The organism is Bacillus sp. MMSF_3353, from assembly GCF_030733445.1.
Taxonomy (GTDB): Bacteria; Bacillota; Bacilli; order Bacillales; family Bacillaceae_G; genus Bacillus_A; species Bacillus_A wiedmannii.
This window is the reverse complement of the sequence record NZ_JASHJA010000002.1, coordinates 263,607-277,892: the sequence shown is the minus strand read 5'-3', so window position 1 is coordinate 277,892 and position 14,286 is coordinate 263,607. Positions and strand designations below refer to the sequence as shown.

At 38.2% G+C, this 14,286-nt stretch carries 11 protein-coding genes and 1 riboswitch; of the genes, 5 read left to right on the top strand and 6 right to left on the bottom strand.

Going from position 1 to position 14,286, the window contains the following annotated elements; all coding sequences use genetic code 11:
• Positions 1-100: 100 nt before the first annotated feature.
• Together lldP and thiC are read left to right on the top strand one after the other, a co-directional pair.
• Positions 101-1,756 (top strand): L-lactate permease, encoded by a 1,656-nt coding sequence (gene lldP / locus RBB48_RS06690; RefSeq protein WP_088064819.1) that lies wholly within the window; start codon positions 101-103, stop codon positions 1,754-1,756.
• A gap of 71 nt (positions 1,757-1,827) precedes the next feature.
• A riboswitch (TPP riboswitch) is annotated at positions 1,828-1,943 on the top strand.
• Positions 1,944-2,055: 112 nt separating this feature from the next.
• Positions 2,056-3,816 (top strand): phosphomethylpyrimidine synthase ThiC, encoded by a 1,761-nt coding sequence (gene thiC, locus RBB48_RS06685; RefSeq protein ID WP_306007472.1) that lies wholly within the window; start codon positions 2,056-2,058, stop codon positions 3,814-3,816.
• 101 nt (positions 3,817-3,917) lie between these two features.
• Here thiC and RBB48_RS06680 read toward each other — a convergent pair whose 3' ends face one another.
• From RBB48_RS06680 to cydA, 3 genes are all read right to left on the bottom strand, one after another.
• Positions 3,918-5,276: an arsenic transporter gene (locus tag RBB48_RS06680; protein WP_088064818.1), complete on the bottom strand. Its 1,359-nt coding sequence runs from the start codon at positions 5,274-5,276 to the stop codon at positions 3,918-3,920.
• Between the two features lie 352 nt (positions 5,277-5,628).
• The gene (locus RBB48_RS06675; protein ID WP_000544164.1) at positions 5,629-6,654 is read right to left on the bottom strand and encodes a cytochrome d ubiquinol oxidase subunit II; all 1,026 of its coding nucleotides are present in this window, start codon (positions 6,652-6,654) and stop codon (positions 5,629-5,631) included.
• On the bottom strand, positions 6,647-8,002 hold the full coding sequence (gene cydA, locus RBB48_RS06670) for a cytochrome ubiquinol oxidase subunit I (protein ID WP_000381970.1): 1,356 nt from the start codon (positions 8,000-8,002) through the stop codon (positions 6,647-6,649). Before cydA ends, RBB48_RS06675 begins: the two co-directional genes overlap by 8 nt.
• Positions 8,003-8,256: 254 nt before the next feature.
• Between cydA and RBB48_RS06665 the strand changes: the two genes are divergently transcribed.
• Together RBB48_RS06665 and RBB48_RS06660 are read left to right on the top strand one after the other, a co-directional pair.
• Complete coding sequence (locus RBB48_RS06665) at positions 8,257-8,406, top strand: hypothetical protein (protein ID WP_000283173.1); 150 nt, start codon at positions 8,257-8,259, stop codon at positions 8,404-8,406.
• Between the two features lie 91 nt (positions 8,407-8,497).
• Positions 8,498-9,583, top strand: coding sequence for a transcriptional regulator (locus RBB48_RS06660; RefSeq protein ID WP_142398694.1), 1,086 nt, complete (start codon positions 8,498-8,500; stop codon positions 9,581-9,583).
• Positions 9,584-9,638: 55 nt separating this feature from the next.
• On the opposite strand, the gene RBB48_RS06655 is transcribed toward RBB48_RS06660, so the two are convergent.
• The gene (locus tag RBB48_RS06655; protein ID WP_306007471.1) at positions 9,639-10,523 is read right to left on the bottom strand and encodes a LysR family transcriptional regulator; all 885 of its coding nucleotides are present in this window, start codon (positions 10,521-10,523) and stop codon (positions 9,639-9,641) included.
• Positions 10,524-10,658: 135 nt separating this feature from the next.
• Here RBB48_RS06655 and RBB48_RS06650 point away from each other — a divergent pair, with 135 nt between their 5' ends.
• On the top strand, positions 10,659-12,659 hold the full coding sequence (locus RBB48_RS06650) for a YhgE/Pip domain-containing protein (RefSeq protein WP_306007470.1): 2,001 nt from the start codon (positions 10,659-10,661) through the stop codon (positions 12,657-12,659).
• A 40-nt stretch (positions 12,660-12,699) separates the two neighbouring features.
• Here RBB48_RS06650 and RBB48_RS06645 read toward each other — a convergent pair whose 3' ends face one another.
• A complete protein-coding gene (locus RBB48_RS06645) occupies positions 12,700-13,080 on the bottom strand; it encodes a VOC family protein (protein WP_088608291.1) in 381 nt (126 codons plus the stop codon).
• 42 nt (positions 13,081-13,122) lie between these two features.
• Positions 13,123-14,280 carry an acyltransferase gene (locus RBB48_RS06640; RefSeq protein WP_087983964.1) on the bottom strand — a complete coding sequence of 386 codons (1,158 nt, stop codon included), beginning with the start codon at positions 14,278-14,280 and terminating at the stop codon, positions 13,123-13,125.
• Between the last annotated feature and the right edge of the window lie 6 nt (positions 14,281-14,286).

Genomic DNA, 14,286 nt, shown 5'->3' with positions numbered 1-14,286 from the left:
CTTTGACGTTTTTTTATTTTAGGTTTAAAGGTATGATGACCTGATAGTCTATTGATGAGGTTATTCTATTTAAAAGGGGATTCTTTAGGGGGAGAGAACAATGAACACATGGACACAAGTTTATGATCCGTTCGGAAACATTTGGATTTCGGCAGCGGTCGCACTTATTCCGATTATCTTTTTTTTCTTAGCTTTAGCAGTTTTCCGCATGAAGGGGTATGTGGCAGGATTAATTACAGTCGTACTTACAATTTTAGTTGCGTTATTCGCTTATAAGATGCCGTTCACGATGGCGATGGCAGCGACGGGATATGGTTTCTTATACGGACTATGGCCAATTGCTTGGATTATCATTATGTCGGTATTTTTATATAAAATATCTGTGAAAACAGGTCAATTCGATGTGATTCGTGCATCTGTATTATCCATTACGAATGACCATCGTTTACTCGTTATTTTAATCGGTTTTTCATTTGGAGCATTTTTGGAAGGGGCAGCAGGATTTGGTGCACCAGTAGCGATTACCGCAGCGCTTCTTGCAGGTCTTGGGTTAAATCCTTTATATGCAGCGGGTCTGTGTTTAATCGCAAATACGGCACCAGTAGCGTTCGGAGCGATGGGAATTCCGATTACAGTTGCTGGACAAGTAACAGGTATTGATCCGCATAAAATTGGACAAATGGCTGGGCATCAATTACCGTTCTTATCATTATTTGTTCCGTTCTTTATCGTATTTTTAATGGATGGATTTAAAGGAGTAAGACAAACATGGCCGGCTCTATTTGTAGCAGGTAGCTCATTTGCAATTACGCAGTTCATTACAGCGACGTTCTTAGGGCCAGAACTTCCGGATATTACGTCAGCACTTGTAAGTTTAGTGAGTCTATCGCTATTCTTAAAAGTTTGGCAGCCGAAAGAAATCTATCAGTCTAAAGAAGCAAATAGTGAGGTAGCAGCAACGGCGATATCTATGCCGAAACTAACGGTAGGAAAAGTAGTAAAAGCATGGTCTCCATTCATTATTTTAACTGTGATGGTAGTCATTTGGAGCCAAAGTTTCTTTAAAGCGTTATTTGCTCCAGGCGGTGCTTTGGAAAGCCTTGTGTTTAAGTTTGAAGTTCCAGGCTTACACAATTTAGTAATGAAAGCAGAGCCAATTGTAAATAAACCGACGCCTTATGAAGCAATCTTGAAATTAGATATTTTATCAGCGACGGGAACAGCAATTTTAATTGCTTGTATCATTTCTATCTTTATTTTGAAAATGAGTGCAAAAGATGCAGTAGTAACATTTAAAGAAACGATAAATGAGCTTAAGATGCCAATTCTATCTATCGGATTCGTATTAGGATTCGCGTTTATCGCAAACTATTCTGGTCTATCTTCTACATTAGCATTAGCACTTGCAGGAACTGGCGGACTATTCCCGTTCTTCTCACCATTCCTAGGCTGGATCGGTGTATTTTTAACAGGATCCGATACGTCAGCGAATGCACTGTTCTCGAATTTACAAGCGATTACAGCGCAGCAAGTCGGTGTATCTGAAGTACTTCTCGTTGCAGCAAATACAACGGGCGGTGTAACAGGAAAAATGATTTCTCCGCAATCGATTGCAATTGCTTGTGCGGCAGTTGGACTTGCTGGAAAAGAATCAGATTTATTCCGCTTTACAGTGAAGCATAGTTTATTCTTCGTAATTATTGTTGGTATTATGACGTATGTACAGGCATATTATTTAACGTGGATGATTCCATAAACAACAAAAGAAATAAACTTTGCATTTTTCAGATTATCGTGTATGATGGGAAAGTATTGAAAATTAAATCAGTGATAAACTAGGGGTGCCTAACGTATGCGTAGGCTGAGAGAGAAGCGTGTGAACTTCTTAACCCTTTGGACCTGATCTGGCTCGTACCAGCGTAGGGAAGTTAACGGCTTTACATAATGATGTCTTTATGAGCCAGGTCCTTATTTTTTTATGGACCTGGCTCTTTTTATTTTGGCATACGCTGGCCATATCTTGTCCTTGTCACGTACAGGGGGGCAACAAAGGTTATGAAACAGTCTGTTTCAGCTGAGCAAATTGAATTGAAATCGAGTTTACCAGGAAGTAAGAAAGTGTATGTGGATGGACCAAGCGCGGGTATGAAAGTGCCGATGCGCGAGATTGAACAAAGCGAAACGAACGGTATTCCGAATCCGCCAATTCGTGTATATGATACGAGCGGTCCTTATACAGATCCTGCGTATAAAGTGGAACTGGAAAAGGGATTGCAGGCGCCGCGCCACTCTTGGATCCTGGAGCGCGGAGATGTAGAAGCATACGAAGGGCGCGAAGTAAAACCAGAGGATGACGGTGTGAAAGTGGCTTTGAAACATACGCCTGTTTTCCCGCAAATGGATCGTCAGCCGCTTAGAGCAAAGCAAGGTGGAAATGTTACGCAAATGCATTATGCACGTAAGGGTATCATTACGTCTGAGATGGAATATGTTGCGATTCGTGAAGGAGTAGAGCCTGAGTTTGTTCGTAAGGAAATCGCGGAAGGTCGTGCCATTTTACCAGCGAATATTAACCATCCGGAAGCAGAACCGATGATTATCGGCCGTAACTTTCACGTGAAGGTCAATGCAAATATCGGAAACTCTGCTGTATCTTCTTCAATTGCAGAAGAAGTAGAGAAGATGACGTGGGCAACGCGTTGGGGTGCGGATACGATTATGGATTTATCTACAGGTAAAAATATTCATACGACGCGTGAGTGGATTATTCGTAACGCGCCTGTACCAGTTGGAACTGTACCGATTTATCAAGCGCTGGAAAAAGTAAATGGAATTGCAGAAGATTTAACGTGGGAAGTGTATCGTGATACGTTAATTGAGCAGGCGGAGCAAGGTGTGGATTACTTTACGATTCACGCGGGCGTATTACTTCGTTACATTCCGATTACTGCAAAGCGTACGACAGGTATCGTTTCACGTGGTGGTTCAATTATGGCACAGTGGTGTTTATTCCATCATAAAGAAAACTTCTTATACACTCATTTTGAAGAGATATGTGAAATTATGAAGCAGTACGACGTTTCGTTCTCTCTTGGAGATGGATTACGTCCAGGTTCGATTGCAGATGCAAATGACGAAGCACAGTTTTCTGAGCTTGAAACACTTGGTGAATTAACGAAGATTGCTTGGAAACATGATGTGCAAGTGATGATTGAAGGACCTGGGCATGTACCGATGCATTTAATTAAAGAGAATATGGAGAAAGAGCTTGATATTTGTCAGGGCGCGCCGTTCTATACACTTGGGCCGTTAACGACAGATATTGCACCAGGTTATGACCATATTACATCGGCAATTGGAGCGGCGATGATTGGCTGGTTTGGCACGGCGATGCTTTGTTATGTAACACCGAAAGAACATTTAGGTTTACCGAATAAAGATGATGTTCGCACGGGGGTTATTACGTACAAAATTGCTGCACATGCAGCTGATCTTGCGAAAGGGCACAAAACGGCTCATCAGCGTGATGATGCACTTTCAAAAGCTCGCTTTGAATTCCGTTGGCGCGATCAATTTAATTTATCTTTAGACCCTGAACGTGCGATGGAATATCACGATGAAACATTGCCAGCAGAAGGCGCGAAAACGGCTCATTTCTGTTCAATGTGTGGACCGAAGTTTTGTAGTATGAGAATTTCACATGATATTCGTGAATATGCGAAAGACAATGATTTAGAAACGACAGAAGCAATTGAAAAAGGGATGAAAGAGAAAGCGAAAGAATTTAAAGACACTGGTAGTCATTTATACCAATAACACGTTACACCTCTTTACTTGATTGATCACACTGTAGTACCTAACTTAAATATAGAAGAAGCCCCCTTTGCTAAGACGGTAGCAAAGGGGGCTTCTATTTTCTATAAGGCGAAGAATAATTGTACCCAGTAGTATAAGAGGAATAATGTGACGGCTGTTGTGAGTGGGATTACGATGAGAGATACGCTTAAATAATCTTTCCATTTCACTTTAATTTTATTTTGTCTTAGGATATACATCCAAATGAGGGAAGCTAGCGTACCGATTGGTAATAATAGTGAACCGATGTCACTACCAATGATATTTGCGAGATAGATAGTTTTTAATGTGACTGGATCTAGGCCCATTTCTGTTAATGTAATGGTACCAATCATAAGTGCAGGGTGATTATTAAAGACGTTAGAGAGGATAGATACAAGTCCGCCCATTGCAAAGCTAGCATAGAGTAGATGTTGACTTACAACTGGTTCAAGCCAATTTACAAGCGCCGTTGTTAATCCTGCGTTGTGAAGCCCGTAAATAATTACATACATAGAGAAAGCGAAAATTAAAATGTGCCACGGTGTCTTTTTCAAAATATCGACTGGGTTTGTTCGTAAGTAGTACCATCTCCAGATGAGAAGAACGAGTGAACCGAGTACAGCAACAATTTCGATTGGAATCGATAAGAAGGATGCAACGAATAGAAGACAGCGCATAAGAAAGACGAAACCTAATACTTTTAACATAAATTTTGTACGTTTTTGTTTCGTATTAACAGATTTTGTTCCTTTAAGTGGATGGAAGTTTTTTGTGAAGAAAATCTCTTCAATGTCATAAGAAGAAACAGGTAATTTTTTAGGAAGCTTTTTCTTTAACACTGTATACATGAGCCATGACATAAATAATAAACCTAGTGTTGCAGGTACAAACATCATAGCAGTATGCATGTAAAGAGTCATATTAACGATATTTAATGCGATTAAGTTTACGATATTACTTACACCAATTGGTGCACTAGATGCAGTAGCGATTAAAGCACCACTTAATAAATAAGGAATTTGTTGATGTGGTTTTAATTGAAGGTTTTTTAGAAGAAGAATTAAAATTGGAGTTGTAATTAAAATACTACCGTCGTTATTAAATAAAAGAGTCATAAGAAAACATAATAATTGAATATACCAGTATAGACGGCGACCAGATCCTTTTGCTAAATTTGCAAGTTTCGCTGCGGACCAGTGGAAGAAGCCGAAGCTTTCTAATATAACCGCCATAACGATGGTCGCTAATATTGTTATAGAGGCACCGCCAATTTTACTAATAATATCTATGACGTCTGGTCTTGATACAAGTCCAGTAATCAAGATAATGCCAGCGCCAATTGCTGCCGGCCAAGCCTCATTTAAGCCACGGGGTCGCCAAAAGATAACAATCATCGTTAAGAAGAATACAATAATAGTAATCCATATTTCAATGCTCATATTTTACCTACCTTTCTACTTTTCCTTAAACCAATGTAGCTTGTCTCAAGGTTTGTATTAGTAGTATATTCAACAAAAAATAGGAAGAACTAGACATATAATGGAATAAAGTGAATATGTGTTTTTCAAGCGAAAGGACAAGTGTCACGAATAGTGAAATAACTATTGTGAGAGGAGTCTATAAATTAGGGGGGCAGTAAGATAGTAAATGAAATTTATATGGGCGATTATGGAGATATATTGGCGCAACTCAAAATATATCAGCGATTTTTAAAATATATCGACTTATCGACAAAACATGACAAAAGGAGCCCATCCCAAATGCCTTTTGGAACAGACTCCCCCGAATATATTATTTTTCCTTTAAAAAAGTTCGATCCTTCAAGAATAAATTCCAGAAGAAAATAAATCCTGGTAGTAAAATTGCGATTCCAATTGCGTATAGGATAAGCAATGCATAGAATGTTTCTGTCGTTGTAAAACTTGTAAATACAGTTACATCAGGATAAATAATATAAGGTAAATGTGCGACACCGTAAGCGTAACTTGCAAATGCATATTGAGCGACGACCGCTAAAACGGCGATGCGAGGGTATCCTAGTGTGCCGTACTTCTTGTTTGTCCACCAAAGAGAAGAGTATCCGATAACGAATAAAACGATAGAAACTGTAAACCATGGGAATTGCTTTATTAGTCCTTGCATAAGCCAGTGTGTTTCCGGATCCATTACAACGAGGGCGATAATCGCCGTAACGAGTGTTGCAGGACCAAGGATGATGGCGTTTCTTCTATAAATTCTATACGAATCTTCTGAACCTTGCTCTCTCGCAAAATCAGCAAGAAAGAGAGAGGAGAGAAATAGTTCCGAAGTTAGCCCAAAGAGCATATAGCAGTAGATAACCGGGCTAGAAAGAAGTTTTCCATACAGGAGTACTTCTTTTCCTTCAGAGATTGTAATATAAGCCCCCTCTGTAACGGGTAAAACAGTAATTAATAAGGCTGGAATTAAGAGCCCAGTAATACCTGAAATCACCCGAAGGAGGAATTGATACTTTGGCAGAGAGTAAGCAAATACCATGAATGTACTGCGAATTGCAATGAGTATTAAAATTAACATAACTGGCACGAACATCACTGTCGCAAGGGTGAAAGCAGCTTTCGGAAAGAAACCGAGAAAAGCGACAACGACAAAAACGAGAAATGTATTTGTTACTTCCCAAGTTGGTGATAAGTATCGATTGGCAAGTTTGGCAGCGAGCGTTGGATGTTTTGCGTATACCATGCCCCAAAAACCTGCTCCAAAATCGATGGACCCTAATATACTGTATACGAAAATAAGAGCCCATAAGATGATGATTGCAATACTTTCCTCATGCACGAGAATCGCCTCCTTCGTGATGTAAATCATTTGTAAGCGGATGTTTCTTAAAGAATGTCCGTAGTACAAAAACTGTTAAAATGCCGAGTCCAATATATAAAATGATGAATAGAATAAATAAAGGACCGACAAAATCAGCGCGTGTAGAAGCGTCGACTGTCCGTTGCATACCATAAATGGTCCACGGTTGACGACCACTACAGCTGAAAATCCACCCGAATTCAATACCGAGCATCATAATTGGTCCACATGCTGCAGCTCCCCAAAGAAGCCACTTCGGTAATTCTGCACCTTTTTTTCGGTAAACAAAGTACCAATATAAGAGGGCGATTGCTGCAACTGCAAAAGTAAAGGCAGCGGTGCCGACCATTAAGTTGAATAGTGTATGTGTGTAAAATGGTGGCCATGTTTCTTGTGGGAATTCCTTTAGTCCTTTTACGACGGTGCTAGGGTCGAGTCCCACTAGTAGGCTAAGCATGTTCGGAATTTCTAGTGCATAGTTTAGTTCAAGTGTGTTAGGGTCTACAACTCCGCCAATTGATAACGGTGCATGTGATGTCGTTTCAAATAAAGCTTCGGCAGATGCAAGTTTTTCAGGAGAATGCTTATGTAAGGCAATCGCCGATTCGTGTCCCGAAAGCCACATCGTAGCACCTGTAATAAATGTCACGACGAGTCCTAACAGTAGTCCCTTTTTATGATAAGCAATTTCACGTTTACTTAAGTTCTTCTTTAATAATTTAAATCCAGCGATAGAGGCAATGACGGCAGCTCCAGTTGTATAGGCTGTAATCACAACGTGGAATGCGCTTGTACCAAAACTCGGATTAAAGAAAGCTTTCCATGGATCAACGTTAAAAACTGATCCATCTGGCCCCATTGAAAAGCCTGCGGGTGTATTCATCCATGTATTTGCTGATGTAATAAGCACGGCAGATGCCGTGGCACCAATCATGACGAAGAATAGCGAGATTAATCTCATGAATGGAGGTAGTTTGTCAGCTGCATATACATAAATAGACATGAACAACGCCTCTAAAAAGAAGGCGAAAATCTCAATTTGAAAGGGAACAGAAATAACCTGCCCAACAATTTTGGCAAAACCAGGCCAAAGAAGTGAGATTTGCACACCAACAATTGTTCCAGTTGGAATTGCTACACCGAGAAGGATGGCAAAAGCCTTCGTCCATCTTTTCGCCATAATGGCGTAATCGGAATCTTTCTTCCAGTGATAGAGTATTTCACTTATAAAAATCATTAATGAAAGTCCGACACCAAGTGTTGCAAAGATAATGTGGAATGCTAATGAAGAACCAAAAAATGCTCTTGCTAATGTTACCGTATCCATATGTAAACTCCTCTTCTTTTTGCCATTATTTTCTGATTGAATTGGAAGATTTATTCAGAAAAACTACCAAAAATATATATGTATTTAAAAAGTGGATATGGTAATATAATGTTTGAATATTCTAAATAGAAAGAAGTTAATGTTTAATAATATTTTGTTTGTTTTTTAGTAAGGAATATTTTATAATCTTTTATGCGAACATAAGTTCTGTTTTTCGAGGTGAAGAATTTTATGTGAAATGGAGAGGATGTTTTATGTATCCTGAAGTCATTAAAAAGATGGCATTTTCAAAAGAGCATAGAGATTTATTATTGAAGCTGTATAATAAAGAGATTACGCGTCGTGAATATGATCGACTTGTGGCATCGCTATATAGACCTTCTAAAGAGGCTTGTGAGGGATAGAGGCAAGGGAGACAATCTAATAGATTGTCTTTTTTAATTTTACGTATGTTCTGGTAAAATTAAGGCTAGCCTTATTAGGGAGGTGAAAAGATTGCGGAAACGTTTATATATAGGGATTGGAGTTATTCTCTTAATCGCTTTAGGTGGCATTGTATTTTGGTCAGCTATACAAGGAAACCGTACAGAACATTTTATTTTAAGACATATGGTGAATGAAAATGGGACGCTTGCCACATATCGTTTAGCGGATACAAAGGCAGGTACGGGTGAAGCGAAAGGCCGTGAAGCTTTATCGGAATCAGCAGGACTATGGCTACAATATACATTGGATAAAAACGATCAAGCGTTATTCGATGAACAAGTTAAGGTTATTCAAAATAGCTTTGTACATAAGGATCATATTGTTATATGGAAAATCTCTGAAAAGGGAGAAATGCAGTCAGCTACAAATGCACTTATAGATGATCTTCGTATTATAGAACAATTATATCGTGCTTATGAAATGTACAAGGAAGAGCGTTATAAAAACTTGGCAGATCAATTGAGTGACGCTGTAATTCGTTATAATAAGAAAGATAATTATTACGTTGATTATTATGATGCAGATGCAAGGAAACAAAATAATTTTGCAACTACATCATACTTAAATCCACACGCATTCTCGTATATGAAAAAGTACGGCAAAGTTTCTGCACAGCAATATCAGGAAGTCGTTCAATTTTTAGCGGATTATCCAAGGCATGGCTGGGCATTCCCAAAAGAGTATAAAGAAGATGGTACATTTACGTACGATAAAGAAGTAAATCTTATTGACCAATCATATGTTGCATATCATCGAAGTTTAGGTGGCCTTTCATCAGCTGCTTATTTGGAATTTATCAAGAAGAAGTTCCAGGAGGATGGAAAGCTATACGGTCGTTACAATTTAGAAACGGGAAAACAAACTGTGAATTATGAATCACCAGCCGCATACGGACTAACGATTTTGTACGTACTACAAACAGGTGATACAAAGTTTGCAAAGGAATTATATGATCATATGGCCACATTCCGAAATGACAATATATTTAGTAGATATTACGGTGGATACGTAACAGGTGAAAATAATAATACGCATATTTTCGATAACGTATTGCCGCTTTTAGCGGAAATGGAATTGGAGAAGAGTAAGAAATAGAAGGTGCTATCCTCTGAAGGTGGCACCTTTTATTTTTTACTAAGTCGATATAATTTTACGTTCTAATAGTGGAGAAGTAGTCAATTACGAATCTACGGAATTGCTGAGCGGTTTTTGATAAGTAGCGTTTCTTCGACCAACTCAATCCGATAGTCCGCTCGCAATTGGGTTCAATAATACGTAACTTATTTAATGCTAAAGTAGAGTTTTTTAATAAAGTTAAACTTGGGACAAAGGCGATGCCGAGACCTTGCTTAATAAGGTCGCTAATCACGGTTGGTTCATCTACTTCAAAAGCGATATGTGGAGTGAAGCCAGCTTCTTTACAAAATTCATCCGTTAAGTGCCGAAATCCGTAACCAGTGTTCATACTAATAAATGGTTCGTCTTTTACTTCATGCAGATGGATATTTTCGCGTCCTGATAAACGATGACCTGAAGGGACAACTAGGAAAATTTCTTCTGTAATAAGTGGTTCCCACATAATTTCCTCGCCTTCAATTGGCACAGAAGAAATGCAAAAGTCAATTTCTATATTATCTAGTTGTCGCTTCATAGAAGGAGTAGATGCGAGAAATTGTTGGAATCGAACGTTAGGATGTTCTAGTAAAAAAGAACCGAGTAGTTCTGGTAATATTCTCGGAATAGAAACGGCTAGTGTAATAGAGCTTTGGTGTAATTCAGCTAAATCTTTAATTTCTCGTTCGCCTTCACTTAATTCATGAAAAATGCGCTCTACGCGTTTTAAAAATACTTTTCCAAAAGAGTTTAATGTAATTTGTCGACCTTGGCGATCAAATAATAGGACGCCTAAGTCCTTTTCTAATCTAGCGATTGTTTTGCTAAGCGAAGGCTGTGCGATATGCAGTTCTTCAGCGGCTTTTGTCATATGTTCTAATCGTGCGACTGTCTGAAAGTATTTTAGTTGAAGAAGTTCCATTTTGACTCTCCTTTCTATAGACCAAAAGGAATGAATTGATAATTAAAGATGTATTATACAGTATGAAAATGGGCGTGTATAGTAAATCTGTTAAACCATTGTAATGGTGTTAAATTAGGAGAAGGAGTATGTTTCATGAAGGGAATTCAACTTATATTTAAAGATTGGAAAGCGATGTGGCATCATAAACATGGACGTATCGCTTTAATTTTTTTATTAATCGTTCCTTTAATTTATTCAGGATTCTTTTTAGCTGGATATTGGGATCCATATGGACGATTAGATAAATTACCTGTTGCAATTGTAAATTTAGATAAAGGTGCTGCAATGGATGAAAAAACAATTCACGCAGGAGACGATTTTGTAAAAAATTTAAAAGAGAATAAGGAACTAGCTTTTCATTTCGTATCAGAAAAACATGCTGATGAAGGGTTAAAAGAAGATAAGTATTATATGGTTGTTACGATTCCAGAGGATTTCTCTCAAAAGGTAAGTACACTAATGGATGAGAAACCAGAGCCAGCGCAGCTTCAGTACAAAGTAAATCCGGGTAAAAACTTTGTAGCAGCTCAAATTGGAACGACAGCTGTTGAAAATATGAAAACAAAAATTTCAAATAGTATTACGAAATCTTATACAGAAGGTGTCTTTTCAAAGTTTCAAGATTTGGCACAAGGATTGAGTGATGCAAGTAATGGTGCTGAGAAGCTGCATGAAGGAACGACAGATGCAAAAAATGGGGCGAATCAGCTTGCAGATGGTATTCATCGTTTAAGTGACGGGGCATCAAAAGTGAAAGAGGGAAGTGAAAAGCTTGCTTCTAGCCAATCTGCCTTAAGTGGCGGCGCAAATGAGTTGAGTCAAGGGGCAACCTCACTTCATAGTGGTATGGAGTTATTAGCTCAAGGTGAAAAAACTTTACAATCAGGGGTTAGTGAATTAAGTGCTGGTACAAATGAATGGGTGAACGGAAGTGAGAAACTTGCTGAAGGGCAAGTGAAAGCGGACAATGCAGCAAATAGTGTAAAACAACAATTAGAAGAGTACGTGAAAAGTCATCCAGAAGTGCAGCAAGATCCTGCTTTTCAAAAGATCATTGCTACTTCTAACGGATTAGCTAAAGCAGTAAACACTTTAAATAATAGCCAACAACAATTGACACAAGGTGCGAAGAAGCTTGCTGACGGTCAGAATAAGATTGAAGAAGGTATGAATACATTCGGAGTTAAGTTAAGCGAAGCTACTGCTGGAACGAAAAAGATAGCAGATGGTGCTGCGAATGTAGCTAATGGATTTACGAAGTGGGGAAATGGATTTACAACATTACAAGAAGGTGTAAATCACCTTGCGATTGGCGGAACAGAGCTGAATCATGGTGCTAATAAGTTAGAGGACGGACTTGTTAAACTTGACGATGGTGCGAAAGAACTTTCTACGAAATTAGGAGAGGGCGCAGAGAAGATAGCGGATGTTCGCAATGATGATGCCCGTAATACGATGTTCTCAGAGCCGGTTCAGTTAGTAAAGTCGACAGTTTCTGATGTGCCTAACTACGGTTCAGGCATTGCACCATACTTTTTATCACTGGCATTTTATGTTGGCGGAATTATGGCATCGAATATTTTACCTCTTGGCCGTAGACAAAATATGAAGGTAAGCGGAACAGTACATTTTATTAATAAACTAGGATTGGTATATGTAATTGGACTTATTCAAGCATTACTTGTGGATGTGGCTGTGCTAGGAGTTATGAAATTAGAAGTTGCAAGTGTGCCACTCTTTGTTTTATCAAGTATCGTTATTTCCTTTACGTTCATGACGTTTATTCTTATGTTAGTAACGGTATTTGGTCTTGTTGGAAAGTTCTTAGCGGTAACGCTTCTAGTCTTGCAATTAGCGACGAGCGGGGGGACTTTCCCAGGAGAATTAAATATAGCTGTTCTTAGCAAAATTGGGCAGTTTCTCCCAATGTCCCATTCTCTTAGAGGATTACAAGATGTTATCTCTTTAGGAGATTGGTCACAATTACAAATGCAAATTTTAATATTGTTATGCTATCTCGTTGTTGCTGGCGGAATTGCTTGGATTACGAGTCATATACAACATAGGGAAACGAATGCAGAACAAGTTTCTTAAAATGAAAGAAGCTATCCGTTTTTTTAGGATAGCTTCTTTTTTATTTACGCTCCATTACCGCAAAGTAATTGTTTTCATTATCAGCAAAGTTGAATGCTCTACCTGTAGGTAAATCTACAACTTGTCCAACTGTAACGTTTTTCTCAGAAAGATCTTTATACAGTTGATCTAAGTTACTAGAGAAGAACATAAGTGAAGGTGTATTTAAGTTTAATTCAGGTTGCATCTTCGCAATTAACGCTTTATCGTGAAGGACGATGCTTGTGCCTCCTTCTTTCGTTGGTGCAATTTCAATCCAGCGAAAGCCTTGTCCGTTATTTTCTTCCGCAATAATTTGGAATCCTACTGTCTCAGTCCAAAATTGTACTGCTTCATCTTGATTATTTACATATAACATAATTTGTCCAATTTGATTAATCATAGGTGTGTCCTACTTTCTTTTCTTGTATGGAATTCTATTATATCAAAGATATGGTTTGAATACTTTTTCGTGATTTTTCCGAAGTACAATCTTAGCCCATTTCATATTTGTCGTAGGGGAAGGCCCTGTAATCCATGTATGAAATGGTAGTGTACTGCAAATGACCATTGCTGAAATCGAGATTGTGGCCGTTATTGTAAATAATAATAAGCTATATAATATTGTGTTTTCTTGCAGTGTGAATAAAGAAAGAAATTTTGTACATAGTTGCAAGAAGAAAAAATGAGCTAAATAAGCACCATACGTGTAACTCCCAATAAATCGTAAAGCTTTATATAAGAAACCTCGTCGTTGTACGATTGTAATAGACAGCACGTAAAGTATAATAATTTCGCATACGATATATAAAAACATAGACGGTTTTAAATAAGTCGAAACGGTTAAATGAATAGAGTTTGCTCCGTAAAAACTAAATAACTCATAATTGATGAATAGAAATAAGACGAAAAATAACATTGTTATAAGCGGGATATGTTTCATGACAAATGTACGCCACGCTTTTAGTGCGACAGCAGCGATTCCTCCCATGACGAAATAGAATGAGTAGAAGAAGAAGGAACGATCTGTATAATGTAAAATGGTTGAGCTAGTCAATTTCTCTCCATTAAAAATGTAGTGGGAAGAATACCACATTAAGAGGAAATATAGACAAGCAAAGATGGTCATATATTTATATATGTCTTTTTTATTTTCTGTTCGTTTTTGAAACCAATAAAATAGTGTGCATAGCAAAGGGAACAATAAGTGAATTTGGAACATCATAATAACGTACCAAAGATGGGGCGCGGCTGTTCCGAGTAATAAACTTTTGATTCCGCTTTGTAGTGTAATCATATCGTTTGTTGTTAATAAGTAAAGAATAGACCAGAAGAAATAAGGAATGAGTAAATGTGCGGCTTTTTCATAAATATATTCTGTGTAGGCCAGTTGCTTCGTATATTGCCGAATTAAGTGAAAGCCGACGATAAATATGAATGCAGGTGCTGAGAATTTTGCAAGGTTAAATAGCATGCCCATAATGAGGGATTGCTCAAGTAAAACATTTCCTTGATTCATTGTATATAATAAGGAACTTTGCAAAACGACAGCAAGGAATGCAATGCTTTGCAAAACTTTAAATTCTGGTGCGCTTTGAGTCATTAGATC

Bases quoted from the DNA above. Each gene is read 5' to 3' on its own strand.
- lldP (WP_088064819.1), top strand. From the start codon at position 101: ATGAACACATGGACACAAGTTTATGATCCGTTCGGAAACATTTGGATT.
- thiC (WP_306007472.1), top strand. From the start codon at position 2,056: ATGAAACAGTCTGTTTCAGCTGAGCAAATTGAATTGAAATCGAGTTTA.
- RBB48_RS06680 (WP_088064818.1), bottom strand. From the start codon at position 5,276: ATGAGCATTGAAATATGGATTACTATTATTGTATTCTTCTTAACGATG.
- cydA (WP_000381970.1), bottom strand. From the start codon at position 8,002: ATGGATACGGTAACATTAGCAAGAGCATTTTTTGGTTCTTCATTAGCA.
- RBB48_RS06665 (WP_000283173.1), top strand. From the start codon at position 8,257: ATGTATCCTGAAGTCATTAAAAAGATGGCATTTTCAAAAGAGCATAGA.
- RBB48_RS06655 (WP_306007471.1), bottom strand. From the start codon at position 10,523: ATGGAACTTCTTCAACTAAAATACTTTCAGACAGTCGCACGATTAGAA.
- RBB48_RS06650 (WP_306007470.1), top strand. From the start codon at position 10,659: ATGAAGGGAATTCAACTTATATTTAAAGATTGGAAAGCGATGTGGCAT.
- RBB48_RS06645 (WP_088608291.1), bottom strand. From the start codon at position 13,080: ATGATTAATCAAATTGGACAAATTATGTTATATGTAAATAATCAAGAT.
- RBB48_RS06640 (WP_087983964.1), bottom strand. From the start codon at position 14,280: ATGACTCAAAGCGCACCAGAATTTAAAGTTTTGCAAAGCATTGCATTC.